Source organism: uncultured Ruminococcus sp. (assembly GCF_937915125.1).
Classification (GTDB): Bacteria; Bacillota; Clostridia; order Oscillospirales; family Ruminococcaceae; genus Ruminococcus_C.
In genome coordinates, this window is the sequence record NZ_CALDMP010000021.1 from 40,721 (window position 1) to 64,517 (window position 23,797).

Annotated in this window: 19 protein-coding genes; 15 read left to right on the forward strand and 4 right to left on the reverse strand. The window is 49.5% G+C overall.

Annotated elements, in window-relative coordinates:
- The first annotated feature begins 383 nt into the window (after positions 1–383).
- The 3 genes from Q0418_RS02000 to Q0418_RS02010 all read left to right on the forward strand — a co-directional run bounded on the left by Q0418_RS02000 (position 384) and on the right by Q0418_RS02010 (position 3,655).
- Positions 384–827, forward strand: coding sequence for an ACT domain-containing protein (locus Q0418_RS02000; RefSeq protein ID WP_298481871.1), 444 nt, complete (start codon positions 384–386; stop codon positions 825–827).
- 21 nt (positions 828–848) lie between these two features.
- Complete coding sequence (locus tag Q0418_RS02005; protein WP_298481872.1) at positions 849–2,078, forward strand: homoserine dehydrogenase; 1,230 nt, start codon at positions 849–851, stop codon at positions 2,076–2,078.
- Positions 2,079–2,248: 170 nt separating this feature from the next.
- The gene (locus Q0418_RS02010; protein WP_298481873.1) at positions 2,249–3,655 is read left to right on the forward strand and encodes an MATE family efflux transporter; all 1,407 of its coding nucleotides are present in this window, start codon (positions 2,249–2,251) and stop codon (positions 3,653–3,655) included.
- A 234-nt stretch (positions 3,656–3,889) separates the two neighbouring features.
- Here the strand turns inward: Q0418_RS02010 and Q0418_RS02015 are convergent, their stop codons facing one another.
- Positions 3,890–4,807, reverse strand: a complete 918-nt coding sequence (locus Q0418_RS02015; protein ID WP_298481874.1) for a SufD family Fe-S cluster assembly protein — start codon at positions 4,805–4,807, stop codon at positions 3,890–3,892.
- Positions 4,807–5,529, reverse strand: a complete 723-nt coding sequence (locus Q0418_RS02020; protein WP_298481875.1) for an ABC transporter ATP-binding protein — start codon at positions 5,527–5,529, stop codon at positions 4,807–4,809. Before Q0418_RS02020 ends, Q0418_RS02015 begins: the two co-directional genes overlap by 1 nt.
- A gap of 413 nt (positions 5,530–5,942) precedes the next feature.
- Here Q0418_RS02020 and cls point away from each other — a divergent pair, with 413 nt between their 5' ends.
- Positions 5,943–7,472: a cardiolipin synthase gene (cls, locus tag Q0418_RS02025; RefSeq protein WP_298481876.1), complete on the forward strand. Its 1,530-nt coding sequence runs from the start codon at positions 5,943–5,945 to the stop codon at positions 7,470–7,472.
- Positions 7,473–7,554: 82 nt separating this feature from the next.
- On the opposite strand, the gene Q0418_RS02030 is transcribed toward cls, so the two are convergent.
- Positions 7,555–8,193, reverse strand: a complete 639-nt coding sequence (locus Q0418_RS02030) for a LexA family transcriptional regulator (protein ID WP_298481877.1) — start codon at positions 8,191–8,193, stop codon at positions 7,555–7,557.
- 560 nt (positions 8,194–8,753) lie between these two features.
- Between Q0418_RS02030 and fumC the strand changes: the two genes are divergently transcribed.
- The 10 genes from fumC to Q0418_RS02080 are packed head-to-tail and all read left to right on the forward strand — an operon-like array spanning position 8,754 to position 18,926.
- Positions 8,754–10,130, forward strand: coding sequence for a class II fumarate hydratase (fumC, locus tag Q0418_RS02035; RefSeq protein ID WP_298481878.1), 1,377 nt, complete (start codon positions 8,754–8,756; stop codon positions 10,128–10,130).
- 46 nt (positions 10,131–10,176) lie between these two features.
- The gene (locus tag Q0418_RS02040) at positions 10,177–10,959 is read left to right on the forward strand and encodes a CoB--CoM heterodisulfide reductase iron-sulfur subunit B family protein (protein WP_298481879.1); all 783 of its coding nucleotides are present in this window, start codon (positions 10,177–10,179) and stop codon (positions 10,957–10,959) included.
- Positions 10,960–10,971: 12 nt separating this feature from the next.
- Entirely contained in the window at positions 10,972–11,352 is a 381-nt protein-coding gene (locus Q0418_RS02045; protein WP_295215957.1) for a 4Fe-4S dicluster domain-containing protein, read from the forward strand.
- Positions 11,353–11,364: 12 nt separating this feature from the next.
- Positions 11,365–13,365, forward strand: coding sequence for a CoB--CoM heterodisulfide reductase iron-sulfur subunit A family protein (locus Q0418_RS02050; RefSeq protein ID WP_298481880.1), 2,001 nt, complete (start codon positions 11,365–11,367; stop codon positions 13,363–13,365).
- A complete protein-coding gene (locus Q0418_RS02055) occupies positions 13,356–13,796 on the forward strand; it encodes a hydrogenase iron-sulfur subunit (protein ID WP_298481881.1) in 441 nt (146 codons plus the stop codon). The genes Q0418_RS02050 and Q0418_RS02055 overlap by 10 nt, the downstream gene beginning before the upstream one ends.
- The gene (locus tag Q0418_RS02060; RefSeq protein WP_298481882.1) at positions 13,781–14,755 is read left to right on the forward strand and encodes a 4Fe-4S dicluster domain-containing protein; all 975 of its coding nucleotides are present in this window, start codon (positions 13,781–13,783) and stop codon (positions 14,753–14,755) included. Before Q0418_RS02055 ends, Q0418_RS02060 begins: the two co-directional genes overlap by 16 nt.
- Positions 14,755–15,789 (forward strand): 4Fe-4S dicluster domain-containing protein, encoded by a 1,035-nt coding sequence (locus tag Q0418_RS02065; RefSeq protein WP_298481883.1) that lies wholly within the window; start codon positions 14,755–14,757, stop codon positions 15,787–15,789. Before Q0418_RS02060 ends, Q0418_RS02065 begins: the two co-directional genes overlap by 1 nt.
- The gene (locus Q0418_RS02070) at positions 15,786–16,619 is read left to right on the forward strand and encodes an FAD/NAD(P)-binding protein (RefSeq protein WP_298481884.1); all 834 of its coding nucleotides are present in this window, start codon (positions 15,786–15,788) and stop codon (positions 16,617–16,619) included. Before Q0418_RS02065 ends, Q0418_RS02070 begins: the two co-directional genes overlap by 4 nt.
- Before the next feature lie 18 nt (positions 16,620–16,637).
- Complete coding sequence (locus Q0418_RS02075; protein WP_298481885.1) at positions 16,638–17,312, forward strand: 4Fe-4S dicluster domain-containing protein; 675 nt, start codon at positions 16,638–16,640, stop codon at positions 17,310–17,312.
- Positions 17,313–17,327: 15 nt separating this feature from the next.
- On the forward strand, positions 17,328–18,926 hold the full coding sequence (locus Q0418_RS02080) for an FAD-dependent oxidoreductase (protein WP_298481886.1): 1,599 nt from the start codon (positions 17,328–17,330) through the stop codon (positions 18,924–18,926).
- Positions 18,927–19,026: 100 nt separating this feature from the next.
- Here the strand turns inward: Q0418_RS02080 and Q0418_RS02085 are convergent, their stop codons facing one another.
- A complete protein-coding gene (locus Q0418_RS02085; RefSeq protein WP_298481887.1) occupies positions 19,027–20,706 on the reverse strand; it encodes a glycosyltransferase family 39 protein in 1,680 nt (559 codons plus the stop codon).
- A gap of 386 nt (positions 20,707–21,092) precedes the next feature.
- On the opposite strand from Q0418_RS02085, the gene Q0418_RS02090 reads away from it, so the two are divergent.
- A complete protein-coding gene (locus tag Q0418_RS02090) occupies positions 21,093–23,702 on the forward strand; it encodes a cation-translocating P-type ATPase (protein ID WP_298481888.1) in 2,610 nt (869 codons plus the stop codon).
- Positions 23,703–23,797 lie beyond the last annotated feature (95 nt).

A 23,797-nucleotide genomic window follows, 5' to 3' on the forward strand; every position in this document is an offset into this window, starting at 1 on the left:
TTATCATACAGGAATTCTGCCGTTTTGTCAAGTCGTTTTCGGCTATTTTTCAAATTGCCTTGATTTTAAAACGAAAAAGTGATGTTTTCTAATGAAAAAAAGAAAAAAACGACGATTTTTGAAAAAATCACATTTGATGCGGACACGTACCTCTGTTCTGCTCTGTTCCGCTGAGAAAAGAAAAAATTCACAGGCTCCGGAGAAAATGCGGTGGAATCCCTTGACAAACGACAGAAATCATGGTATAGTTATATAGTTGTGATAAGTACAATTGTTTTTTGTGCACGGACGTATCGCAGAATGCAGTCTGTGACTGCACCGAGATCATACAAGGAGGAACGGCTCGTATACGGAATGTTGTTTTCGGTGCGAGTGAGACAGAAATGGACAAGGAAACACGATATATTGTTGTGGATACCGCAGTGCTGCCGGAGATCTTCGGAAAGGTGCTGGAGGTAAAAAAGCTTGTTGCGGACAGAACTGAGCGCAGTTTTTCCTCTGCGTGCAAACGGATGGGCATTTCACGGAGTGCTTTTTATAAGTACCGGGACTGTGTATTCGCATACGATGATAAAATGACGCAGCAGATTGTCAATTTTTCTGTCACTCTGTGCGATCAGGCAGGGGTTCTGTCCAATGTGCTGACCACGCTGTATGGGATGCATGCCAATATCCTGACGGTGAATCAGAATATCCCGGTAGACGGCGTTGCATTGGTCTCTCTCTCTTTAAAGATGGGGGAAGGTGCGGCGAATCCCATTGAGATCACTCGTGCGATCTCGGAACTGAATGGTGTGGTAGAGGTCCGGCTGCTTTCCGGCGAATAAATTTGGAGGAATATGAGTCATATGAAAAAGATTGCTGTTTTGGGCTATGGTGTTGTCGGCTCCGGTGTTGTGGAGCTGTTTTATCGGAATCAGAAGAAGATCGAGCAGAATACCGGTACTGAGCTGGAAATCGGCTATATCCTGGATCTGCGGGAATTCCCAGATGATCCCTATGGTGATCGTGTGGTGCATGATATCCAGGTCATTCTGGATGACCCGGAGGTAGGCTATGTTGCAGAGTGCATGGGCGGTGTGAATCCGGCCTTTGACTTTGTCCGCCGCTGTCTGGAGGCAGGCAAGAGCGTTGCCACTTCCAATAAACAGCTGGTGGCAGAAAAAGGTGATATCCTGCTTCAGACAGCCAAGGCACACCACGTGAACTTCTTCTTTGAAGCAAGTGTCGGCGGTGCGATCCCTATCATCCGTCCGCTGCACACCTGTCTGGCAGCTAATGATATTTCTGCGGTTGCTGGTATCTTAAATGGTACTACAAACTTCATTTTGGAAAAAATGTTCTGTGATAAGATGCGTTTTGCAGATGCTCTGGAACTGGCACAGAAACTGGGCTATGCAGAACGGGATCCCTCTGCGGATATCGACGGCGGCGATGCATGCCGGAAGATCTGCATCCTGTCCTCTCTGGTATTCGGCAAGCATGTGTATCCCGATCAGGTGTATACCAAGGGAATCCGTGACATCAAGCTGGAGGATGTTCAGCTGGCACAGGAATTTGGCGGCGCAGTCAAGCTTATCGGTGCAGTGAAGCGTCTGAAAGACGGCAGAATCCTTCCCACCGTTATGCCTATGGTTGTTATGAACGACAGCCTGATCTCCCATGTCAACGGTGTATTCAACGCTGTCATGGTATGGGGTGACGGCGTGGATAAGACCATGTTCTATGGACGTGGTGCCGGAAAGCTGCCTACCGCAAGTGCAGTACTGGGCGACCTGATTGACGAAGTCAAGCAGACAGATACGGTTCTGTCCCAGAGCTGGGAACCGGCAGACGAAAATACGGATTTTGTGGCACCTATCGATGCATTCTATGCGGCTCGGTGCTATCGGACATCTCCCTGCGGCAGCGGCGTCTTTGCGAAAATTGCAGAAGAAACCGGCGTGAAGCTGCTGGGTGCAGTGGAAAACGGCTGCATGATCAGCACTTGTGACCAGAAAACAGCTGAGGCATTCAAGCAGAAACTGGCACAGGAAGGCGTTACCATTCTGTCCCGCATTCCGGTTATGGCAGATTGATCAGAGCATCAGGTGGAAAATTTTCATGTTTTTTTCAGAAAAATGTGCTTGCATTTCTATGAAAAAACAGATATGATAAAGATATAACGTGTAGCTAAAACGGCGTAAATCCAGTTGTTATGATTGGATTTGCGCCGTTTTTCGTTTTTTTCGGGAGGTATGACATAATCATGCAGAAAAGTGTAACGCAGAATCCATCCGCAGGAAAGGGCAATAAGCTGGCGGACTGGCCTATCCGGACGCTGATCCTCAGTATGGGTATGCCCATGGCGCTTTCCATGGTATTGCAGGCAGTGTATAACATTGTGGATACCATTTTCGTCAGCCATATGGAAAACGGCGATGCAGCTGTACTGGCACTGACGGATTCCTATTCCATCCAACTGTTGATCGTAGCCATCGGCGTTGGTACGGGAATCGGTATCAATGCGTTGCTCTCCAAAACCCTGGGTGAGCAGAACCGGGAAAAGGCGGCGGAAATTGCCGGAAATGGTATTTTCCTTGGAATCTGTATCTATGTGATATTCTTGCTGTTTGGCATATTTGGTGCCCACGGCTTTATTGCCATGCAGGCAAACGGCAATGCCCTGCGGGAGGAAATGGGGACAAAGTATCTGACTATCTGCTGTATCGGTTCTTTCGGTAATATCGGTTATACTGTGTATGAGCGATTTTTGCAGGGAACCGGCAGAACCAATCTTTCCACCATTGCGCAGATCAGCGGTGCAGCGCTCAACATTATCCTGGATCCTATTTTTATCTTTGGATTCGATCTGGGTGTTGTAGGTGCCGCACTTGCAACGGTAGTCGGTCAGATCGTTTCGCTGGTAACTGCTATGGTTTTCCACTACCGCTGGGACAAAGAGATCCGGGGCGACTGGAAGCATATCCGTCCCAAGTGGGGGCTCATCCGTGGTATCTATACAGTGGGTATTCCGGCGGCAGTAATGCAGGGACTGTTGTCTGTCATGGTGCTGCTGGTGAATCTGGTATTCGGTACGCAGGGTGCCCAGGCAGGGGCGTCGCAGGCTGCATACGGTATCTACTATAAAATACAGCAGTTTGCATTGTTTGCCGCATTCGGTCTGAGCAATACGCTCATCACGGTTGTTGCCTTTAATTACGGCAAGCAGGAACGGGTACGTCTCCGCCAGTGCGTGCAGTATGGCTTGGTCTATTCCATTGGACTGATGGTCGTGGTGACGATTTTATTCCAGTTGTTTGCAAGTCCCATTTCCAGCATGTTCAACAGCGACGGCGGAAAGGAGATTCAGGTGCTGTGCACCCGTGCAATGCATATCTGTACCATCGGTTATGTGTTTATGGGAATCACAGTGGCAATTCAGGGTATTTTGCAGGCATTCCGCTGTGTCTTTTCGCCTCTGGTACTGGCAATGCTGCGATTGGTTCTGCTGCCGATTCCGCTGAGCTTCTTGTTTCTGCAAACTTCGCATCCCTCTGAATTGGTTTGGTGGTCGTTCAGCATTGCAGAAACTGTGACGGCTGTTGTTTCCTGTATCGTTCTGAAATGCACGTATCAGAAAAAAATGCGGCAGATCTCGGAGAAAGCAGCATAAGGGCACCTTTAAATACCCCGAATCCGTCAGATGTGGTGCAGATTTGCGACAGATTCACTTGCGGAAAAATGCAGGAATACTTGGTGTATTTCAAGTTTTTCCGCAAGTGAAGATGGCACAAAGATGCGCCGCAGATGGAGAGTGAGCGGGTTTTTAGAGGTGACCATAAACAAGAAACCCTTTCCTGCGTGTGATTGCGCATACAGGAAAGGACTTCTTCATATCAATATCTGTTTATTTCAGGAATCCGGCAATAATGCGTTCCTCTGCCTCTTGTTCTGTCAGTCCAAGGGTGCAGAGCTTCAGAATCTGTTCGCCGGCGATCTTGCCGATGGCAGCTTCATGAATCAGTGCTGCGTCAATGCAGGATGCTTCCAGCGCCGGTGCTGCTGTCACAGAGCCGTTTTCCGCCAGGATCGCATCGCATTCCGAGTGACCAGTGCAGCGTGTCATGCCGTGGATTTGGGAGACGAAATGCTGTTTGGAATTGCCTCGTGCAACAGAACGGGAGATCAGGTCTGCGCCGGAATCATCTCCCCGGAGCACCACAGAAAAATCTGTCTCTGCCGTTTCATCACCGTCTGTCATAATACGCTCCCGGATCAGGATCTTGGCACGTGCTTCCAGTTCGGCTCTGGTTTTTCTTCGGGAATGATCTACGCCGCCCAGCTGGACTGTATCCATTTCCAGAACAGCATCCTCCTCCAGAAATGCTTCTGTTACCGGGTCGATAACACGGTCGGCTTTTGCTGCGCCTGTTCCGATGTGTTTTTCCTGATAGATCACGTGGGAATTCTTCCCCATGAAAAAGCGGTGGATGCCGTTGTGCACTGTCTCTTCGCCGTGCTCTGCATGGATGCCGCAGCCGGCGATAATGGTGACATCGGCGCCTTCGCCTACGTGGAAGTCGTTATACACCAGGTCGTGGAATCCGGTCTGGGTAACGCAGGCGGGGATAAATACCTTTTCACCTTTGGTGCCTGGCTGGATGAAGATATCCAGCCCCGGCTGGTCTGTTTTGGAGACGATCTGGATATGTTCCGTGGAATTCCGTTCGGCACATTGTCCGTTGGAACGGATGTTGTATGCGCCGTCATAGGAGCCCTCGTAATCGGAGACAAGCTTCAGCAGTTCTTTCAGTTTCGATTCCATTATCGGCGTTCCTCCTTTCCGAGAGGACAGCGTGCGGTGCGTTCGTCCTCCAGCAGCGTGGGCAGGATCTCCTCACGGCAGCCCTTGGTGCGTACTTTTCCGTTTGCCACAACGACGATTTCGTCTGCGATGGACAAAATGCGTTCCTGGTGGGAGATGATGAGCAGAGTCTGTTCCTGTTTCTGCATTTCCCGGAAGGTGTCCACCAGACGGGTGAAGCTCCACAGGTCGATGCCGGCTTCCGGTTCGTCAAAAATAATAAATCTGCCGCCGTGTGCCAGAACGCTTGCGATCTCAATGCGTTTCATTTCGCCGCCGGAAAGTCCGGTGTTGATCTCACGGTCAGCATATTCCTCGGCGCAAAGTCCGACTTTGCCCAGCAGGGTGCACATGGTCTCCGGGGACATGGACTCGCCGCCGGCAAGCTCCATCATATCCTGTACGGTCATGCCCTTGAACCGTACCGGCTGCTGAAAGGCATAAGAGATGCCTTTTCTGGCACGTTCTGTGACGCTGCAGTTCGTAATATCTTCGCCGTTCAGCAAAATGCGCCCGGATGTAGGTGGGATAATGCCGGCGATCAGTTTTGCAAGGGTTGTTTTTCCGCCGCCGTTGGGACCAGTAATGACCACCATTTTTTCATCGGGAATGGTAAGGTCGATTCCCTGGATCAGAGAGGTTCCGTCCGGCAGATTCCATGTGATTTGTTCCAATTGCAGCATGGTGTCTCCTCCAGTTCTATCAATTCAATAGTGTGTTTTTTTTATACAAGCTCTTATAGTATAACATATTTTGATAGGAATTGTATACATTTTTTTTGAATTCTTTTTGTACGAGGAAATCAGTGTGTGATTCTTTTACTCTTCGGGCAACACCGCACAAAGAGCGCCTATCGGCTTTGCACGTCATATGCTTGCATCTTTTCCGTCATATTTCACAAAAATGCTCGTGAATACACAAAGTATTCACTGCGCTTTTTGTTTCATCTGACGAAAAATCTGACGGCGCATCTGACGCACAATCTTTGTGCGGTGTTGCCTTCGTAAAATTTTCAATTTCTGCTTGCTATTTTTTGAAATATCTGTTATACTAAAAGTTAATTGCAAATCGATTAAGCGGAAAGGAGTACGCATCCATGAGAAGAAAGCTGAAAAAGCTGTTCAGTCTGCTCACAAGTCGGGTGGTTATCATTGGTCTTTTGATTGCAATACAGCTTGCATGGTTTGTGATTTTGTTTTTGCGGCTGACGCAATACGCTTCCTGGATCAATGTGGGATTTGTTGTGCTGAGCGTTCTGATCGAACTGTATATTATCAGCAAGCCCGGCAATCCGTCCTATAAGATTCTGTGGCTGCTGTTTATCGGCACGTTCCCGGTATTGGGCGGCTTGATGTACCTGATGTTCGGCGATAAGCGGCCGTCCCGGAAGATGCGCAGACAGCTTCATCACGGAAAACGTGTGATCGGCGCTCGTGTTCCTGTAGAAAGCGTTCTGGGAGAACTGCCGGACAGAACGGCATCCATTGGATTTTATCTGGAACGCTGCGGTTTCCCCATGTACCAGAATACACAGGTGGATTATTATTCCGTTGCGGATGAGGCATATGTACAGCTCCTGGCAGATCTGAAACAAGCGAAGCATTATATTTTTATGGAGTATTTTATTATTACGGAAGGCGTCATGTGGGATTCCATCAAGGAGGTACTGAAGGAAAAAGCAACAAATGGAGTAGAAGTGCGGTTCATATACGATGATCTTGGCAGCATCGGCTGTCTGCCGAAGCATTTCCGGAAGGAATTGTCCGAAGCCGGGATCCATGTCATGGCATTTAATCCCTTTCGTCCGGCGCTGTCTGCCGTTATGAATAACCGCAGCCACCGGAAAATCACAGTTATTGACGGATATATCGCATATACCGGCGGATTTAATCTGGCAGATGAGTACATTAATGAAATCGAACGATTCGGTCATTGGAAGGACACAGGCATCCGCCTGTGCGGTGAGGCAGCTTATAGTTTTACACTAATGCATCTGGAATTGTGGAATGCCTTTCACGATACGGAGGATACCTGTAAAAATTACAAGCCCTATCGTTATCATTCGTCATCTTTTCCCACGGATGGCTTTGTGCAGCCATATTATAACTCGCCTTTTGAAAACGAGACTCTGGCGCAGGATGTCTATCTGGATCTTCTGGCGCAGGCGGAACGCTATGTCTATATTTTCACCCCATATCTGGCGATTGATGATGAAATGCAGCACGCCCTTTGTATGGCGGCGCAGCGCGGCGTAGATGTACGGATCGTGACGCCGGGAATCCCGGACAAGCGGATCGTCTATTCCCTGACACGTTCGTACTATGAGATGCTGATCCGTGCAGGCGTACGGATCTACGAGTATACGCCTGGCTTTATTCATGCAAAGAGCTATCTGGCAGATGACCGCATTGGCATTGTAGGAACCATCAATATGGACTATCGCAGTCTGTATCTGCATATGGAATGCGCCGTTCTGATGGTGGAGTGCAGCGCCCTGGAGAAACTGAAGCTGGACTGTATTGTCACCATGGAAAAAAGCCGCCGTGTGACCTTGCAGGACTGCAAAAACCGCCGGAGAAGCCGTCTGTGGCAGGCGATCCTCCGGACCATCAGTCCGCTTTTATAATTACAAACGAGAACCGGCAGAACAGAAGCGCTCACTGTTCTGCCGATTTGTTTTTGGACATAGAATGGTCAGGGGAGCTTTTTTACAGCAGACTCATAAAGCCCACTGCTTTTCCCAGAATCCGTACATATTCCAGTTCCTCTCCTACATATACCAGGGGAGAATACGCCGGATTTTCTGCCACCAGCTGTAATCTTGCATGTTTTCGGTCGTAATAAACTCGTTTCAGGGTCGCTTCATCATCGATGATGACAGCGGCAATTTCTCCATTGTCCACCATGGGCTGGCTGCGGATGAAAACAGCGTCGCCGTCATAGATCCGTGCACCGATCATGCTGTCGCCGCGTGCCAGGAGACAGAAATCTGCATGGATATCGGCGTCTGCCATAATAAAGCTTTCCCGGTCCTCCTGGGCAAAGATCGGTTCGCCGCAGGCGATCTCTCCCAGCAGGGGGAACCGCTTGAGACGGACAGGGCGCAGGTTGGGATAATCCTCCAGAGACAATTCCTGTTCGTCCTCACTGTCATAGCCCATGAGCCATGCCTCTTTTACACCCAGCACCTTTGCAATACGGCGCAGCTTGCTGTCACGGGGGCGGAACGAGCCGGAGCAGTATTGGCTCATAGTAGAACGGGATATGCCGGTTTTTTCACACAATTCCGATTGTGTCATCTGCTTTTGCTGCATCGCCTGGATCAGACGTGTGGTGAAATCTTCCATATGGATACCTCCGGTGCATTCTGCTGGAATAAAAATCTCAAATGCATTATACCATGGAACAGGTCAAAAGGCAAGTGCCTATGTGAAATTATTGCAATGAAATCCGGCAGCATCCGGAGAGAATTCCAGCAGTCACCGCCGCTTGTTCATATAAAATTTGCGAATGTATCTTGCAAAATGAGTCGGAATATGTTATAATACAAAAGATAGTATATCATGTTGTCATTCTGCCGTAGATACGACGGTATCTTGCGCTGAAGCATTGATTTTTCTGTCAAGAAATGCGTCCGGACAGGACGGGTCGACAGCAGGAAAGGCTGTGTTTTCCAGCTTTGCTGTGCCGTGATCCGTGTCGGAACGAAAACCGGCTGCGGACAGCAGCCTGAACCGGCGGACTGCGGCCTCTGGCGATGCAGCCTTTTTTGCCGGACACACATTGGGGATTTCTTTGCCTGAGGCAACACCTCACAAAGAACGCATAGCGGTTTTGTACGGTATTGCCCTGAAATGACAGGCTGCAAACCGGATCCCCGAAAATTTACAAAATAGGAGAGATGAACATGGAGTATCGCATTGAGCATGACTCGATGGGAGAGGTCAAGGTACCTGCCGACAAGTACTGGGCTGCACAGACAGAACGCAGCCACGAGAACTTTCTGATCGGCGTGGGCATTGAGACGATGCCCCGGGAAATCACACATGCTTTCGGCATCCTCAAGAAGGCTGCCGCAATTGCTAACCACAAGCTCCGTCCGGAAAAAATGACGGATGAGAAGCTTGCTGCTATTTCTACCGCTTGTGATGAGGTGATTTCCGGCAGCCTGAACGAGCATTTTCCGCTTGTGGTATGGCAGACAGGAAGCGGCACACAGTCGAATATGAACACCAATGAGGTCATTGCAAACCGTGGAAACGAGATCGCTGGAAAGAAGCTCCTGCATCCCAATGATGATGTGAATATGAGCCAGTCCTCCAACGACACATTCCCTACTGCAATGCACATTTCTGCTGTTCTGGCAGTGGAGGATAAGGTTTTGCCGGCAATTGACGAATTGGTGGCAACTTTCCGCCGCCTGGAAGAAGAGCACGAAGGCATTGTCAAGAGCGGAAGAACGCACCTTCAGGATGCAACACCCATCAAATTTTCCCAGGAAATCAGCGGATGGCGTACTTCGCTCGAGCGTGATCGCGAGATGCTCGTTTCTACGCTGCCGTATCTGAAAACACTGGCACTGGGCGGTACCGCAGTAGGTACTGGTCTGAATGCGCCGAAGGGTTTTGATGTGGAAGTTGCAAAGGCAGTTTCTGAACTGACCGGCAAGGACTTCGTTACCGCAGAGAACAAGTTCCACGCACTGACCAGCAAGGATGAGATCGTATTCGCACACGGTGCCCTCAAGGCGCTGGCTGCGGATATGATGAAGATCGCAAACGATGTACGCTGGCTGGCAAGCGGTCCCCGTGACGGCCTCGGCGAGATCACCATTCCTGAGAATGAGCCGGGCTCTTCCATTATGCCGGGTAAGGTAAATCCGACCCAGTGCGAACAGGTGACTATGGTTGCTGTTCAGGTAATGGGCAACGATGTGGCTGTGGGCATGGCAGCTTCTCAGGGCAACTTCGAGCTGAATGTATTTATGCCGGTTTGTGCATACAACTTCCTCCAGTCCGCACGCCTGCTGGCAGAGTCCATTGTTTCCTTTAACAAGAACTGTGCTGTAGGTATCTGCGCAAACCGTGAGAAGATGCACCACAACCTGCACAATTCTCTCATGCTGGTAACAGCACTGAACCCCTATATTGGTTATGAGAACGCTGCCAAGACGGCAAAGAAGGCGTTCCATGACAACATTTCCCTGAAGGAAGCCTGCGTTGAGCTGGGATTCCTGACAGCGGAACGGTTCGACGAAGTGTTCCATCCGGAACAGATGGTCTGAACCCTGCGCACTGCGCTGAAAAATAAGAAAGAAAGGTAGTTTTGCTATGACATACAGTTATTTTCCGGGCTGTACTTTAAAGACCAAGGCGAAAGACCTCGATCATTATGCCCGGATCTCTGCTGAAGCATTGGGATTTACTCTGGAAGAACTTCCGGACTGGCAGTGCTGCGGCGGTGTGTATCCGATGGCGAAAAATGAGATCGCAACAAAGCTCTCATCCATCCGTGCACTGGCAAAGGCAAAGGAACTGGGACAGCCGCTGGTGACCCTTTGTTCCGCCTGTCATAATGTCATCAAGCAGGTCAACCATGACATGCAGACGGATGACAACATCGTCCTGAAGGCAAACAATTATCTGAAGCTGGATGAGCCGTACCAGGGTGAAACCGAAGTAATTCACTATCTGGAAGTGCTGCGTGACAAGGTGGGCTTTGACGAGCTGAAAAAGAAGGTCGTCAATCCCCTGAAGGGTAAGAAAATTGCGGCATATTACGGATGTCTCCTGCTTCGTCCGGGAAAGACCATGCAGATGGACAACCCGGAGAACCCGAAGATCCTGGAGGATTTTATCCGTGCCATCGGCGCGACACCGGTGCTCTATCCGATGCGCAATGAGTGCTGCGGCGGCTATCTGACACTGGATGAAAAGTCTGTGGCAGAGTCCCGGAGCAACAAGGTGATGACAAGCGCTGCGGAAAACGGTGCGGAGATGGTTATCACCGCATGTCCGCTCTGTCTGTACAACCTCCAGAAAAATTCCGGCGTTTCTGATCTGCCGGTCGTATACTTTACCGAACTGCTCGCCGAAGCACTCGGTCTGAAATAAGGAGGAACGGAAATGGCAGATTATAAAGAGCTCGTTCTGACAGCGAGCGGCGTCAATCCGCTCAAGTGTATGCGCTGCGGCAAATGCAGCGGTACCTGTCCGTCTTATGATGCAATGGAATATCATCCGCATCAGTTCGTGTATATGGTGGAAAAAGGTGACATCGAAAAGCTCATGGCATCCAAGTCCATCTATACATGTCTCTCCTGCTTTGCCTGCGTAGAACGCTGCCCTCGTGACGTTGAGCCGGCAAAACTGGTGGAAGCAGTCAGACTGGCGGTGATCCGTCAGCAGGGACAGAATCACCTGAAATCGGAACAGATCCCCGAAATGGTAGATGAGGATCTGCCGCAGCAGGCGATCGTCAGCGCATTCCGGAAATACAGCAAGTAAGGAGGCATAAAAATGCGGAGAATTGGTGTTTTTGTATGCCACTGCGGTACGAACATTGCCGGTACTGTCGATGTAAAAACCGTTGCTGAAACTCTTGGAAAAGAGCCGGCAGTTGTTTTCTCGACAGATTATCCGTACATGTGCTCAGAGGCAGGCCAAAACATAATCAAGGATGCAATTAAGGAATACAAGCTGGAAGGCGTTGTCGTATGTTCGTGCTCGCCGCGTATGCATGAGGCAACCTTCCGGAAGGCAGTTCAGGCTGCTGGTCTGAACCCTTATTTGCTGGAAGTAGCAAACATCCGTGAGCAGTGCTCATGGATCCACAAGGACATGGCAGAGGGTACTGCAAAGGCAATCGTCCTGGGACGTGCAGCCATTGCAAAGGTTCTGCTGAACACCCCGCTGACTGCCGGCGAAAGCCCGGTAACGAAGCGTGCACTGGTCATCGGCGGCGGTATTGCCGGTATCCAGACAGCCCTGGATATTGCTGAGGCTGGCTATCCGGTGGATATCGTGGAAAAAGAACCCACCATCGGCGGCAAGATGACACAGATCGACAAGACATTCCCGACACTGGACTGCTCGTCCTGTATCCTCACCCCGAAAATGGTAGAGTGTGCACAGAATGAGAACATCACTATCTACTCCTACAGTGAAGTAGAGGCAGTGACTGGTTTCGTGGGCAATTTCAGCGTGAAGATCCGCCGGAAGGCTCGTTATGTAGACGAGGACAAGTGTACCGGATGCGGCGCATGTACCGAAAAGTGCCCGGTCAAGAATGTACCGGATGCCTATAACCTGGGTCTGAGCAACCGTCATGCAGCTTACATTCCCTTTGCACAGGCGATCCCGAATGTGGCTGTTCTGGACAGCGAACGTTGCATCAAGCTCACCAAGGGCAAGTGCGGTCTCTGCTCCACAGTTTGCTCTGCTGGAGCCATCGACTATGAGCAGAAAGAAACTATTGTCGAGGAAAAGTACGGTGCCATCGTTGCTGCGACAGGTTATAATCCGATCAACATCGACGGTTATGATGAATTCGCATATTCTCAGAGCAAGGATGTTGTGACTTCTCTGGAGTTCGAGCGTATCCTCAAGGCAGACGGTCCTACAGATGGTCATCTGCAGCGTCTTTCTGACGGCAAGCAGCCGAAAACACTGGTATTTGTACAGTGTGTGGGCAGCCGTGAATCCGGTTCTACCCATGGCTGCGGCAAGGAGTACTGCTCCAAGATCTGCTGTATGTATACCGCAAAGCATGCCATGCTCTGCCGTGAAAAATATCCGGATACCGATGTTTATGTATTCTACATTGACGTTCGTACACCGGGTAAGAATTACGACGAATTCTATCGCCGTGCAGTAGAACAGTACGGTGTACATTATATTAAAGGTATGGTGGGCAAGGTCGCACCGCAGGCAGATGGTACTCTGGATGTCCAGGCTTCTGACCTGATCTCCAATGAACAGATGCACATCAAGGCAGATATGGTCGTTCTGGCAGCAGCCATTGAGCCGGACAAGACAGCTCGTCCTCTGGCAACCATGCTCACTGCCAGCATGGATACCAATGACTTCTTCACCGAAGCACACGCAAAGCTGCGTCCGGTAGAATCCCCGACAGCAGGTGTATTCCTGTCCGGTGTCTGCCAGGGCCCGAAGGATATTCCGGAGACTGTTGCACAGGCAGGCGCTGCCGCATCCAAGGTAATTGGTCTGCTGGCAAAGGATAAGCTCTCCTGCAATCCCTGTGTTGCACATTCCGACGAGCTCAAGTGTAACGGCTGCTCGTCTTGTGCAAACGTTTGTCCCTATGGTGCGATCACTTATATGGATAAGGACTTCAGCCGCCGCAAGGATGGCACAATGATTCGCCGCGTGGCATCTGTCAATGAGGCAGTATGTCAGGGATGCGGTGCATGTACGGTTGCCTGCCCGTCCGGTGCAATGGATCTGAAGGGCTTCGCAACCAGTCAGATTATGGCGGAGGTAGATGCAATATGCAAGTAAATCAGGAATTCAGACCGAAAATCGTCGCATTCTGCTGTAACTGGTGTTCGTATGCAGGTGCTGACCTTGCGGGAACCAACCGCTCTAACTATCCGGCAGATGTCAAGATCATCCGTGTACCTTGCTCCTGCCGTGTGAATCCGCTCTTTATTCTGCGTGCCTTTCAGCGCGGCGCAGACGGCGTGATTCTCTGCGGATGCCATCCGGGTGACTGTCACTACACCACCGGTAACTATTATGCACGCCGCAGAATGACCATGCTCTTCTCTATGCTCGACTATCTGGGTATCGAAAAAGAGCGTACCCGTGTAGAATGGGTATCCGCCGCAGAAGGTGCAAAGTTTGCAGCTACTATGAATGAATTCGTGGCAACTGTAACAGCACTGGGCGAGAACAAGAGACTGGAGGATCTGAGATGCAAAGCGAAATGATGAAAAGAGCCTCCGCGCTTCTGGCAGACGGTACAGTGGTACGTGTTCTGGGCTGGAAAAACGGTGAATTCGTATATGATCCCACACCGACTGTGTTTGATTCTGCGGAAGCTCTGGAACAGGATTTTGTATATCACGATTTTTGCGGCAGCAACCTGTCGAAGTATCTGATCAAGCTGTCCAAGTTGGAGGGAAAAACCCTGGTTTTCCTGAAACCCTGCGATTCCTACAGCTTCAACCAGCTGCTGACAGAACACCGCATCAAGCGTGAAAATGTATATATCATCGGCATTCCCTGTGACGGAAAGCTGGATCCGGACACTGTCCGTGCTTCTGGTGCAGAGGGTATCCTGGGCGTTTCCACAGAGGGCGATACCGTAAAGGTGGATACCATGTACGGTGATGTGACCTTGAACAAGGCTGACTGTCTGCTGGAACGCTGCAAGGTCTGCAAGAGCCACGAGGTAGTCGTGTTCGACGAGATGCTGGGCGAAAACGGCAGTGTAAACGAGGATTGCGGCAGATTTGATGAAGTGGCAAAGCTGGAAGCCATGACACCCGATGAGCGTTTTGCTTTCTGGCGCGGTGAGCTTTCCCGCTGCATCCGCTGCAATGCCTGTCGCAATGTGTGCCCGGCATGTAGCTGCGAGCAGTGCGTATTCGACAACCCGGCATCCGGCGTATCCCAGAAGGCGGCGGCAGATTCTTTCGAAGAGAATATGTTCCACATCATCCGTGCATTCCACGTTGCCGGTCGCTGCACAGACTGCGGCGAGTGCTCTCGTGTATGTCCGCAGCACATTCCGCTGCACCTGCTGAACCGCAAGTTCATCAAGGATATCAACACCTATTATGGGGAATATCAGGCAGGTGCAGAAGAGGGAAGCCGTGCACCGCTGGTGAACTTCACCCAGGAGGACTGCGAGCCGAATGTTGTATATAAAGGAGGCAGCAAGTGATGAAAAAAGTTTCATGTTCGAATCTGGATGCGCTGTTCGCTGCCATTGCAGAGGCAAAAAAGCTCTATCTGCCTACAGCAGACGGTGCCGATGAAAAGCGCGGCGCAAAATACGCTGCCTGGACACCGGAAACGGTCTATGCAGCAGATGCTGTCAATACCGTCCGCAGTGCGAAGGATTTCTTCTTCCCGCAGGTAGAACGCATGGCAAACTTCAAGGTGGAGGGAAAATCCATCGAGGTCAAGGATATCCGTGAGGAATGCGAAGATTTCGTGATCTTTGGTGTACGTGCCTGCGATGCGGCAAGCTTCAAGATCCTGGACAGCGTTTATCTGTCCGATCCGGTAGACACCTTCTATCAGAACCGCCGGGAGCACGGTGTCATCATGACCATGGCATGCGGAAAGCCCAGCGAGACCTGCTTCTGCTCCGTATTCGGCATCGATGCCGCAGAGCCGGCAGGGGATATCAGCTGCTGGAGATCCGGCGATGAGATCCTGATGCAGGCAAACACCGAAAAGGGTGAGGCGCTGCTGGCATCTCTGCCTATGCTGGAGGATGCTGCCGACAATGCTGCCGATGCGGCGAAGGAAGATATCCGCAAGGTGCTGGATAAGCTGCCGCTGAAGAATTTGTCTACTGACAAGTTCGGTGGAGACAAGCTCATGGAATTGTTTGATTCCGACAAGTGGGAAGGACTTTCTCAGTCCTGTCTGGCATGCGGTACTTGTACTTTTGTCTGTCCGACTTGCCAGTGCTATGATATCCGTGATTATGACACGGGTCATGGCATCCAGCGCTTCCGCTGCTGGGACAGCTGCATGTACTCTGACTTTACGCTCTGTGCACATGGTAATACCAGAACTACACAGATGCAGCGTTTCCGTCAGCGATTCATGCACAAGCTGGTTTACTATCCCGCAAACAATGAGGGTACCTTTGGATGCGTTGGCTGCGGCCGCTGCATGAAGAGCTGCCCGATTTCCATGAACATCGTAAAAGTCATGAAGACACTGGGGGAGGATCACGAATGAGACAAGAAGCGTTAATTCCGAAGGTCGGCGTTGTCACAGACATTCGTATGGACACTCCGGATGTCAAGACCTTCCGTGTGGTTGGACTTGACGGAAAAAAAGTCTTTGAACATATGCCCGGTCAGTGCGCAATGCTCTCCATTCCGGGCGTTGGTGAGGGTATGTTCTCCATTACCTCTTCGCCGACAAATACTGAATTTATGGAATTCAGCATCAAGAAGTGCGGTTGCCTGACCAGCTGGCTGCACATGATGGAAGTGGGTCAGCAGGTGACTATCCGTGGACCGTACGGTAAGAATTTCCCTGTAGAAACGGATCTGAAGGGCAAGGATCTGCTCTTTATTGCCGGCGGTATCGGTCTGGCTCCGCTGCGCTCTGTCATTAACTATTGCCGTGACAAGAAGAAGGAAGATCCCAATGCTTATGGCTCGTTGCACATCATCTATGGTTCCCGTTCGGCAGATGATCTGGTAGACTATCAGGAAATTCTGGACGAATGGAAGCAGGACTGCAAAGTGGATCTGACCATCGACCGTCCTCAGGAAGGCTGGGATGGACACGTTGGCTTCATCCCCAGTTATGTGGAAGAGCTGAAGCCGGATCTGAACCGCACAGTTCTCATCTGCGGACCGCCTATCATGATCAAGTTCACGCTGGATGGTCTGAAAAAGCTGGGATTCCAGGAGACACAGGTGTATACCACAATGGAGCTGCGCATGAAGTGCGGTATCGGCAAGTGCGGCCGCTGCAATATCGGTGACAAATACGTCTGCAAGGACGGTCCGGTATTCCGCTTTGATGAGCTGTCCGAACTGCCGAATGAATATTAATGGTAAAGGAGAATTCACATGGAACAGATGGTTAATGTGTTCGTGATGGGCAAGAAGTACGAGGTACCTGCCAGCCTGACCATCATGAAGGCTTTGGAATATGCTGGTTATAAACTGGTTCGCGGCTGCGGCTGCCGGAATGGCTTCTGCGGTGCGTGCGCTACGATCTACCGCATCAAGGGCGACAGAGAACTGCACACCTGCCTGGCTTGCTCCACTCAGGTGGTAGAGGGCATGTACATCACCCAGCTGCCGTTCTTCCCGCTGATCAAGGAGATCTACGACATCAACGAGGTTCGTCCGGATGAGACAGTTATGATGAAGAACTATCCGGAAATTTATTCGTGTATCGGCTGTAATGCATGTACCAACGCATGTACGCAGGGTCTGAATGTGATGCAGTACATCGCATATGCACAGCGTGCAGAGTATGCAAAGTGCGCAGAGGAATCCTTTGACTGCGTTATGTGCGGCGTTTGCTCTTCCCGCTGCCCAGCTGGTATCTCTCATCCCCAGGTTGCAATGCTGGCTCGCCGCCTGAATGGTAAGTACATTGCACCGAAGTGCCAGCATCTGGCTGACCGTGTCGAAGAGATCGCAAGCGGCAAGTGCGAAGAGGCAATCCGTGCAAATATGGCACTGGATGACGCTGCTATCCGTGAGATGTACAACACTCGTGAAATCGAAAAGTAAGGGAGGATCTGCAGAATGTATACTGAAGAAATGCTGGAATCCATTAAGCTGGTAGAGGCTGCGAGAGCAGAAAATGCTGCAATGGAACCGAGAAGAATGACTGCGGAGGAAAAGGACACCCTGCTGAAAACATACCACCCGGACTATCGTACTGACCAGTTCGATACCATTACTGTTGGTCCGAACAAGGGTGAAAAGGCACCGAAGGAACTGGTTCGCCTGCTTCAGGCAGACAGCCGTATCAAGGACGATCTGCCGGATCTGTCCTGCCCGGACTATGAGACTGACGTACTGATCATCGGCGGCGGCGGTGCAGGTGCTTCTGCTGCAATCGAAGCTGACAATGCAGGCGCTAAGGTTATGATCGTAACCAAGCTGCGTATCGGTGATGCAAACACCATGATGGCAGAAGGCGGCATCCAGGCTGCGGACAAGCCCAACGATTCTCCGGCACAGCACTTCCTGGACGCTTACGGTGGCGGTCATTTCGCAGCTGACAAGGAACTGGTTTACAAGCTGGTTACTGAGGCTCCGGACTGCATCCAGTGGCTGAACGAGCTGGGCGTAGAGTTCGACAAGGACGCTGAGGGCAACATGATCACCACCCACGGCGGCGGTACTTCCCGGAAGAGAATGCACGCTGCAAAGGACTATTCCGGTGCAGAAATCATGCGTACACTCCGTGACGAAGTGCTGAACCGTGAGATTCCGGTTGTAGATTTCACTTCTGCAATTGAACTGATCATGGACGACAAGGGTCACTGCGCAGGTGCTGTTCTCCAGAACATGGAAACCGGCGAAATCCTGATTGCAAAGGCAAAGGTTGTTATCATCGCTACCGGCGGTGCAGGCAGAATGCACTATCAGGGTTTCCCGACTTCCAACCACTACGGCGCAACCGCAGATGGTCTGGTACTGGCATATCGTGTTGGCGCTCCGTTGCTGTATCAGGATACTCTCCAGTATCACCCCACTGGTGCGGCTTTCCCGGAACAGATCTTCGGCGCACTGGTTACCGAAAAGGTTCGTTCTCTGGGCGCAAAGCTGGTTAATGTTAACGGCGAAGTATTCATGCATCCGCTGGAAACTCGTGACGTTGCTGCTGCGTCTATCATTCGTGAGTGCAAGCGCGGCAATCAGGTCAAGACTCCGGAGGGTCAGGGCGTATGGCTCGACACACCGATGATCGAACTGAAAAATGGCGAGGGTACCATCGAAAAGCGCATTCCGGCTATGCTGCGTATGTTTGGCAAGTATGGCATTGATATCCGCAAGCAGCCAATCATTGTATATCCGACACTGCACTACCAGAACGGTGGCGTAAAGGTCGGCACTGACAGCCAGACCTGTGTGGAAAACCTGTTCGTTGCTGGTGAGGCAGCTGGCGGTGTACACGGTCGCAATCGTCTGATGGGTAACTCTCTGCTGGATGTTATCGTATTCGGACGTAACGCTGGTAAGTACGCTGCTGCTAAGGCAAAGGATGTTGTTGTGGGCAAGCTGACGCTGGATCACGTTGCAAAGTTCGAAAAGGAACTGGCAGACGCTGGCATTCAGGCAGATACCGTTTCTCCGATGCTCCTGCCGGATTATGCTCGCAAGGTAAACAATTGACTTTTTATAAAAAGTGAGAATTGATTTTTCATTTATATCATAAAAAAGCATCTGTGCTGAAATATTTCTGCACAGATGCTTTTTGATTTATTTGATGATATCAAACATGATAAATTTCAATTGTACATCCATTTATTCCGCCTGCAAGAAGCTGTTTCAATGCATGACATTGATAAGGCAAATTAATGATACTAATTACACTTGATTTTTCTGGGACTGGGTTAAATTCTGCAATCAGATCACATTGTTCACGAATGGCATTATATTTTGCAATGACATTCTGATAGATATTCGTCTCTTCATAGTATCGATCATACATATCACTGCTGAGAATAAGGTATTCGATATTTTCTGGAATAATTAATTTTCCATTTTCATCAAGTTGAATATCAATACTTCCGGGTTCAAATAGCCGAAGTGGAGTATATCCATCAGAAAGTGAATTTTCCTTGGTTATCTGATTGGCGTTGCAATAAGAAAGTGACTCAATTCTGGTTTGATTTCCGCTTTGTCTAAGACTGACTACATTAGCGGTAATAAAATTGTTCATAAAAATCAAGAGGCAAAGCGAAATTGGAATACTTCCGTATAAAACCTTTTGTTTTATAGAAACCAGAGAGAAAACAGCATCAATTATAAAAGAGATCCCAATTGCAAAGAAAAAAATAGGTGTGACATACATTGGCATGCCCCAGCGTTCCCAATGAAGCGAAAGGATGCTTGTACAGATCCAGAAAATTCCACCTAATGATAGAGGAATAACATGCTTGGTTCGTTTGAAGAAAAGCCATATAATTCCTAAAATAACAAATATCCAAGTTTCAAAGCCGGCATGCTCTGTAAAACATTTCAAATAAAACAATAAATTCCCCCAGAAGCCAAGTCCGTCGGCACCTAGATGGTTGTTTCGTGATTCTGTTTTTAAGTGAGAAATTAGTTCATTAAAGTTTGTAAAGAGGTTTGGCGCAAGGAAAAATATTGTCGCTAAAATACAGATAACAGAACATAATCCTGCGATAACAATATGCATAATCTTCTTTTTCTTTTTCTGCTTAGCTTCGTTATAAATAAAAACAATAGCGAGTAAGATGCATGAAATTGCACAAGTGTATTTAATTAAAATGCCACAACCGATTTCTATACAAAGAAATATGAATCTTTTTTGTGTAGGATGTTCCAGATACAGCATGGCAGTATAACTAATCAACATAGTGATAAGAGTGAGAGGAATATCAGGTGTTGCATATGCGGAGTGCTCTACAAAGATTGGGAAAAATGCAATTCCTGCTGCTGCAAAGATACCAGAGTGTGATTTCACTTTTTCTACAATGCAGTAGCCAAGAGGAATCATAAGTGTGCCACATACCGCAGTAAAACGACGGGCAGTTAAATAGAAAAAATCAATATTACCCTGATTCCACGCTTCTTCCGCATCACATCCATATCTGATATGGGATACAATCTGAAAAAGTATTGAGCAGATTTTGATTTCTATTTGATCTGGACGTTCAAAAGAATGTGCCTCCCATGAATTACGGGAAAGCATGTCGATGGCACGTATTACAATTGTGCCTTCATCTGGATGTAGACGGTAAGGCATACCCCAGTAACATGCTTTGAACCGGAGGTATAATCCCCAGAATAGAATGGCGACGAAAATGTACCAAAGGATAAGCTGTTTCCTTTTAGAGTAAGGAACGGCTTCTTTGCGGCAAAAATAAGACAGTGTTTTCATTTTGTCACAAAACGCTGGTATTATCGGTAAACGATGATGAACCATAAGTTAGATCTCCTTTCTGAAATTGCTTAAAAAATAATTTCCATATTATTATAGCATAAGTGCAGAAAAATGTCAATTAGCATAAAAAAATTATGTTCTTTATAAAAAGTTGTTTTGTTCTTTGAAAAAAATGAAAAAAACTCTTGACAAAACGAAAGAATCTGGGTATAATAATAGAGTAAAAGAGAGTAGCTGGCAGGGGGAACCCTGTTTATGCGGCGTCAGTACGGCTGTGAAAGCAGCCCGCTTCATATCTAAACGGCGAGACTTTTACGGAGCATGGCAGACAGGATAGGTGTCGGTTCCGTAAGGGCTTGCCGTTTTTGTTTGTCCACTCTTGTCAACCGAACCGCAAAAATGCTACAAAAAGGAAAGGAATGTTGTGTATGAACGAACGCTATCGGCAGCAGCCAGAGGAGATTTTTCATGAACTGGAAACCACTCCTGAGGGACTTTCTCCGGAGACGGCTGCCAGACATGCGGAGCAGTACGGGAAAAATGCCATTGCGGAGGGAAAGAAGAAGCCTACCTGGCTGATTTTCCTGGAGCAGTTCAAGGATTTTCTGGTCATTATCCTGATTATCGCTGCGCTGATCTCGGCATTTACCGGAGATCTGGAGAGCTTTCTGGTTATTATCGCAGTAATCACCATGAATGCCATTCTGGGAACGGTGCAGACGGTAAAGGCGGAGAAATCCTTGTCCAATCTGAAAAAGCTTTCATCTCCGACGGCAAAGGTATTGCGCGGCGGTGAAAAGCTGGTGCTTCCGGCGGAGGAGATCACTGTGGGCGATGTGGTACTTTTGGAAGCCGGTGATCAGATCCCGGCGGACGGCAGACTCATTGACTGTGCATCCTTGCAAACAAATGAGAGTGCGCTCACGGGTGAGAGTACCAATGTGGAAAAGAGCCTTGACCCCATTACTGATGAAGTGCCGCTGGCTGACCGGAAAAACATGGTGTATTCCGGCGGATTCGTTACCTACGGCCGTGGTACTTGTGTGGTAACAGACATTGGCATGAATACGGAAGTGGGCAAAATTGCAACGCTGATCCAGAATGCGGAGGCAAGAAAAACACCCCTGCAAAAGACGCTGGATCAGTTTGGCAAGCGGCTTTCTATGGCAATTCTGGTGATCTGCGCTCTAGTATTTGTGCTGAGCATGGTGCGTGCAGACAGTATCAACTTTAATGCCATTATGGACTCCCTGATGTTCGCCATTGCGCTGGCAGTTGCAGCGATTCCGGAAGCCCTCAGCTCCATTGTTACCATTGTGCTCTCTTTCGGTACACAGAAAATGTCCCGTGAAAATGCCATTATGCGTAAGCTTCAGGCAGTTGAGGGCTTAGGCTCGGTATCGGTCATTTGTTCCGATAAGACAGGAACGCTGACTCAGAATAAAATGACTGTCCGGAAGATCGTGGCACAGCAGCATATCATTACCGCAGACGATGTGAATCCGGAAAATGAAGCAGAGCATGAGCTGATTCTGGCTTCGGTACTGTGTAATGATGCGACCTTTAAGGACGGCGTGGAGATCGGCGATCCCACGGAAACGGCACTGGTGCGGTTTGCCCAGGATCGTGGACTTTCAGATGAGACCATGCGTCAGGAATGTGTACGTATCAGTGAAATTCCCTTTGATTCTGACCGGAAGCTCATGTCTACTCTGAACGATTGCGGCGGTGTGCGGAAAATGTACACCAAGGGTGCGACAGATATTCTGCTGGATCGGATGACATGTTCTCAGGCGGAAAAGCAGGAGATTGTGGATCAGGTAGAACAGCTTTCCGAACAGGGTCTGCGAGTGCTGTGTTTTGCGGCGAAGGAATTTTCCGGCGATACGCTGTCGGTTGAGGATGAAAACGATCTGACCTATCTGGGACTGATTGCTGAGATGGATCCCCCTCGTGTGGAGTCAAAGCAGGCGGTTGCAGAGTGTAAGTCTGCGGGCATTAAGCCGGTTATGATCACCGGCGACCATATTGTGACGGCATCTGCCATTGCAAAGGAAATCGGCATTCTGGAGAAGCCGGAAGAGGCTGTAGAGGGTTCTGCTCTGGATGCATACACAGACGAACAGCTGGTGGATTTTGTGGCAGACAAATCGGTCTATGCCCGTGTGACACCGGAACATAAGATCCGTATCGTCCGTGCATGGCAGACCCGGGGCAATATTGTTGCTATGACCGGTGACGGCGTCAATGATGCACCTGCATTGAAGCAGGCTGATGTTGGCGTGGCAATGGGTATTACGGGAACGGAGGTTTCCAAGGATGCGGCAGCTATGATCCTGACAGACGACAATTTTGCTACCATTGTCAAGGCAGTCAAGAATGGGCGAAACATCTATGAGAACATCAAAAAAGCCATTCTGTTCCTGCTGTCAGGCAATCTTGCCGGCATTATCGCCGTGCTGTTCTGTTCGTTGGCAGGTCTGCCGGTACCTTTTGCGGCAATACACCTGCTGTTCATCAATCTGCTGACGGATTCGCTCCCGGCAATTGCTCTGGGACTGGAACCCCATACAGATTCTGTCATGAAGAAGAAACCCAGACCGGCAGGGGAGTCCATTCTGACAAAGGATTTCCTCATGCGTGTGGGCTATTCCGGTGTTATTATCAGTCTGGCAACCATTGGCGCATTCCTGTTGGGCTATTTCTACAATGGTGCCCACAATGCCAGTGCAGCAATGACGATGGCATTTGCAACACTGTGTATGTCCCGTCTGTTCCACGGCTTCAGCTGTAAGGCAGACGAACCGGTGATCTTCTCCAAGCGTCTGTGGAACAACAAGTTTGCCCTCATGGCATTTGCAGTGGGTATGATCCTCATCAATGCAGTACTGTGGATCCCGGGTCTGCACGGTCTGTTCCAGATCGAAAATGACCTGCCGGGCGTGCTCATTGCGGCAATGTATGGATTCAGCTTTGGTTCTATGGTGCTGGTGCAGATCGTGAAAGCGATTGTGGCGGCAGTGAAGAAGTCGAAATAAATTTTCGTTTTGATACTAATCTCTGACCAAACCCATGAAAATCTTCACCGCCATCCACTCGCTGCTCGTCGTCAAACGCCCTTGCCAGGCGACAG

Excerpts from the sequence above, each read along its gene's own strand:
- Q0418_RS02000 (WP_298481871.1), top strand. The coding sequence starts at position 384 with ATGGACAAGGAAACACGATATATTGTTGTGGATACCGCAGTGCTGCCG.
- Q0418_RS02005 (WP_298481872.1), top strand. The coding sequence starts at position 849 with ATGAAAAAGATTGCTGTTTTGGGCTATGGTGTTGTCGGCTCCGGTGTT.
- Q0418_RS02010 (WP_298481873.1), top strand. The coding sequence starts at position 2,249 with ATGCAGAAAAGTGTAACGCAGAATCCATCCGCAGGAAAGGGCAATAAG.
- Q0418_RS02015 (WP_298481874.1), bottom strand. The coding sequence starts at position 4,807 with ATGGAATCGAAACTGAAAGAACTGCTGAAGCTTGTCTCCGATTACGAG.
- Q0418_RS02020 (WP_298481875.1), bottom strand. The coding sequence starts at position 5,529 with ATGCTGCAATTGGAACAAATCACATGGAATCTGCCGGACGGAACCTCT.
- cls (WP_298481876.1), top strand. The coding sequence starts at position 5,943 with ATGAGAAGAAAGCTGAAAAAGCTGTTCAGTCTGCTCACAAGTCGGGTG.
- Q0418_RS02030 (WP_298481877.1), bottom strand. The coding sequence starts at position 8,193 with ATGGAAGATTTCACCACACGTCTGATCCAGGCGATGCAGCAAAAGCAG.
- fumC (WP_298481878.1), top strand. The coding sequence starts at position 8,754 with ATGGAGTATCGCATTGAGCATGACTCGATGGGAGAGGTCAAGGTACCT.
- Q0418_RS02040 (WP_298481879.1), top strand. The coding sequence starts at position 10,177 with ATGACATACAGTTATTTTCCGGGCTGTACTTTAAAGACCAAGGCGAAA.
- Q0418_RS02045 (WP_295215957.1), top strand. The coding sequence starts at position 10,972 with ATGGCAGATTATAAAGAGCTCGTTCTGACAGCGAGCGGCGTCAATCCG.
- Q0418_RS02050 (WP_298481880.1), top strand. The coding sequence starts at position 11,365 with ATGCGGAGAATTGGTGTTTTTGTATGCCACTGCGGTACGAACATTGCC.
- Q0418_RS02055 (WP_298481881.1), top strand. The coding sequence starts at position 13,356 with ATGCAAGTAAATCAGGAATTCAGACCGAAAATCGTCGCATTCTGCTGT.
- Q0418_RS02060 (WP_298481882.1), top strand. The coding sequence starts at position 13,781 with ATGCAAAGCGAAATGATGAAAAGAGCCTCCGCGCTTCTGGCAGACGGT.
- Q0418_RS02065 (WP_298481883.1), top strand. The coding sequence starts at position 14,755 with ATGAAAAAAGTTTCATGTTCGAATCTGGATGCGCTGTTCGCTGCCATT.
- Q0418_RS02070 (WP_298481884.1), top strand. The coding sequence starts at position 15,786 with ATGAGACAAGAAGCGTTAATTCCGAAGGTCGGCGTTGTCACAGACATT.
- Q0418_RS02075 (WP_298481885.1), top strand. The coding sequence starts at position 16,638 with ATGGAACAGATGGTTAATGTGTTCGTGATGGGCAAGAAGTACGAGGTA.
- Q0418_RS02080 (WP_298481886.1), top strand. The coding sequence starts at position 17,328 with ATGTATACTGAAGAAATGCTGGAATCCATTAAGCTGGTAGAGGCTGCG.
- Q0418_RS02085 (WP_298481887.1), bottom strand. The coding sequence starts at position 20,706 with ATGGTTCATCATCGTTTACCGATAATACCAGCGTTTTGTGACAAAATG.
- Q0418_RS02090 (WP_298481888.1), top strand. The coding sequence starts at position 21,093 with ATGAACGAACGCTATCGGCAGCAGCCAGAGGAGATTTTTCATGAACTG.